At 71.9% G+C, this 3,033-nt stretch carries 3 protein-coding genes; all 3 read right to left on the bottom strand.

Annotated features, from left to right (window positions below):
- Positions 1-82: 82 nt before the first annotated feature.
- Positions 83-1,018: a MurR/RpiR family transcriptional regulator gene (locus L7D48_RS15165; protein WP_237879979.1), complete on the bottom strand. Its 936-nt coding sequence runs from the start codon at positions 1,016-1,018 to the stop codon at positions 83-85.
- A 165-nt stretch (positions 1,019-1,183) separates the two neighbouring features.
- Entirely contained in the window at positions 1,184-2,404 is a 1,221-nt protein-coding gene (locus L7D48_RS15160) for a transposase (RefSeq protein WP_237879970.1), read from the bottom strand.
- Entirely contained in the window at positions 2,401-2,832 is a 432-nt protein-coding gene (gene tnpA, locus L7D48_RS15155) for an IS200/IS605 family transposase (RefSeq protein WP_237879969.1), read from the bottom strand. The genes L7D48_RS15160 and tnpA overlap by 4 nt, the downstream gene beginning before the upstream one ends.
- Positions 2,833-3,033 lie beyond the last annotated feature (201 nt).

Here is a 3,033-nt window from a genome sequence, read left to right as displayed (position 1 = left end):
GGGGGGTTGGGCGGTGCTGCTCGGGTGCTGCTCGGGTGCTGCTCGGACGGGCGAGGGGCGAGTGCGGTCGCGGGCGCGGGGGTCAGCGCTGCCGGGGCGAGTGGCGGTGGGCCAGCGCCTCGTAGGAGGCCGCCAGCGCGGGGGCGGCGGTCTCGTAGGTGCGCTGTGCCACGCCGATGAACAGGCAGTCCACGACCAGCAGCTGGCTGGTCCGGCTGGACATGGCCGCCGGGCGCAGCTCGCTCTCGCGCGCCGTGGAGGTGGTCAGCACGTGGTCGGCGTACTGCGCGATCTCCCCGTCCGGGCGGCCGGTGACGGCCACGGTGGTGGCGCCGTGGTCGAAGGCGACGCGCAGCGGTTCGATCACGTCCACCGTACGGCCGGAGTGGGTCACCGCCAGGGCGACGTCCCCGGCGCGCAGCTGCACGGCGCCGGTGACGGCCAGATGCGGATCGGCGTGGGCGTGGGCGACCAGGCCGATCCGCAGCAGCTTCTGCGCCAGGTCCTGGGCGACCAGGGCGGAGGCGCCGGCGCCGTAGAGGTCTATCCGGCGGGCGGAGGCCATGGCGTGCACGGCCGCCTCGACCTGGCCGGGGTCCAGACCGGCGGCGGTGTCGGCGAGGGTCTGCCGCTCGTCGTGGGCGAGCTTGGCTATGACGTCCTCGATGGGATCGTCCACGGCGATGTCGGCGGTCACCGACGGGGAGGCGCCGGATGCCTGCTGCGCGGCGAGCCCGGCCAGCGCCAGGCGCAGATCGCGGTAGCCGGGGTAGCCCAGCAGGCGCGAGGTCCGTACGACGGTGGCCTCGCTGGTGCCGGTGCGCTCGGCGAGACCGGTGACGGTGAGCCGCGCGCATCCGGCGGGGTCGCCGGCGACGGCCTCGGCGACGCGCTGCATGGAGCGGGTCATGGAGGGGGCCATGGTGCGCACCTTGGCCGCGAGGGCGGCGGGCTCCGGGGGACCGGGGCGGCGGCCCGGCGCGGTGTCGCGGACCGGACCGGAGAAACTTTCCTTCACAGAGTTGTTCACATGGCGGAAGGTATTTTCGCCGGGCGGGGCCGTCAAGACGCCCGTCGCCCCGCGATGGCCGGGGCGCGGTCGCGGCCGACGGGGCGGTTGTCACGGTCTTCTGCTCCAGTGACTCCACCCGCGCGTGACCGCGCGGGCTTCCTGCGTCGGTGGCTAGGCCGCCGCGCAGAGGACCAGCCCGGCCCTGTCGAGGACGTTCACCGCGCCGACGTGGTCCGCGTTGCTGGTGAGCCCGCACGCCGTGCACCGGAACGCCGCCTGGGTGACGCGGTTGTTCCTGTCCACGTGCCCGCAGCCGCCGAGGCTGGGCGGGCACGTGACCGAGGTGTTGCGGGGGTCCACCGGGATCACGCGGCGACCGGCGCTCTCAGCCTTGTTCGCCAGGATTCCCAGGAACCGCGCCCACCCCGCGTCGAGGATGCTCTTGTTCAGCCCGGCCTTGGCGGCGGCGCCGTTCGCCAGGAACGCGCCGTCGCCCTCCGAGTCGGGCCGGGGTGCCGGGCTTCTGGTCATCCCGGCGGTGTTCAGCCGCTCGTGCGCGATCGTGTCGTGGTCGGTGACGAGTGCGCGGGCGGTCTTGTGATGGAAGTCGGCGCGCTGCCTGCGGATCTTGGCGTGCAGCCTGGCGACCTTCCGTGCGGCGGCGCGGTGGCGCTTGGTGCGCTGCCGGGTGCGCTGGGGGAACGTCGCGAGGTGCCGCTGGGCTGCGGCCAGCTCCTCCGCCACGGAGGCGAGGAAGCGCGGGTTGGCGACGTGCTCGCCCTCGGAGGTGGTCAGGAAGTGTGTGACGCCCAGGTCGATGCCGACGCTTCTCCCGGTGGGCGGCAGCTCCTGGGCGGGCACCTGGTCGCAGACCAGGACGGCGTACCAGCGCCTTCCCTCGCGCTTCACACTGACCGTCTTGACCCGTCCCTGTACGGGCCGGTGCTGGTGGACGCGCACATGCCCGACACCCTGGAGGCGGAGGCGGGTCTGCGCAGCGTGCGGGGTGGAGTTCCAGCGGCAGCCGTCACCGTCCCGGGGAAAGGTGACGGTGTCGAAGTGCCCGGTGCCCTTGAAGCGCGGATACCCCGGGACCTGCCCGGCCCTGACTCGCCGGAAGAACGCGGCGAATGCCTGGTCCAGACGGCGCAGGGTCGCTTGCTGCGAGGAGAACGACCAGCGCCCCTGCCGCTCGGGGTCGAACGCCCGGATCTCCTTGAGCTGCGCGGACTGGTCGCCGTACCGGACGGTGGTCTTCGAAGCGTGCCGCCAGGCGTCGCGGCGTTCCTGCAGCGCGCCGTTGTACAGGGAGCGGTGGTCGGCCAGCATCTCGGCCAGGGCCTGCTCCTGGCCGGCGGTGGGGCGCAGGAGGAACTTGTACGCGCGGATCACGAGCCGTCCCCCTTCTTCTTCCGCGGGCGTTCCCACTGGGTGTCGATGTACTTCTCGACGGTGTCCGCCGAGAGGGCTCCGGCCGATGCCGCGAAGTACGACGACGACCACAGCGTGGGCATCCGCGACCTCAGGTGCGGGAACTCCTCCCGCAGTACACGGGAGGTGAAGCCCTTGAACTGGTTGGCCACGTACGAGGCCGAGGACTTCGGATCGTGCTGGACGAACAAATGGACGTGGTCGGACATGACCTCGAACGCCACGATCCGCCATCCCCGTTCGTCGGCTTTGGCCCGGATCAACTCCTCCAGGCGTGCCGCGACCCGTCCCTCCAGGACCGGGCGGCGGTACTTCGGGCACCACACGATGTGGAGCCCGAGGTCGTACACGCCGCCGGAGAACCGGCGGACCTTCCTGGTCACGGCCATGCGCCGATTATACATGTGCAGTGTATCTAGCAGAAAGGGTGTGCCGTGGCCGAGGTGAACAGTGCAGATCCGTGTACACAGCCGAGGTCGGAGCGGACCAGAGAGGCAATTCCCCCACCGGCTGAGGCCGGTGGCCCCCTTCTAACGAGCTCGTAGGAGATGTGATGGCAGAGCAGCACCCCCCTTCCCCCGGTCCCGATC

The organism is Streptomyces sp. ICN903, from assembly GCF_022015835.1.
GTDB classification, from domain to species: Bacteria; Actinomycetota; Actinomycetes; order Streptomycetales; family Streptomycetaceae; genus Streptomyces; species Streptomyces fenghuangensis.
The sequence above is the reverse complement of the archived record's forward strand: the minus strand, read 5'-3'. Positions and strand labels throughout refer to the sequence as shown.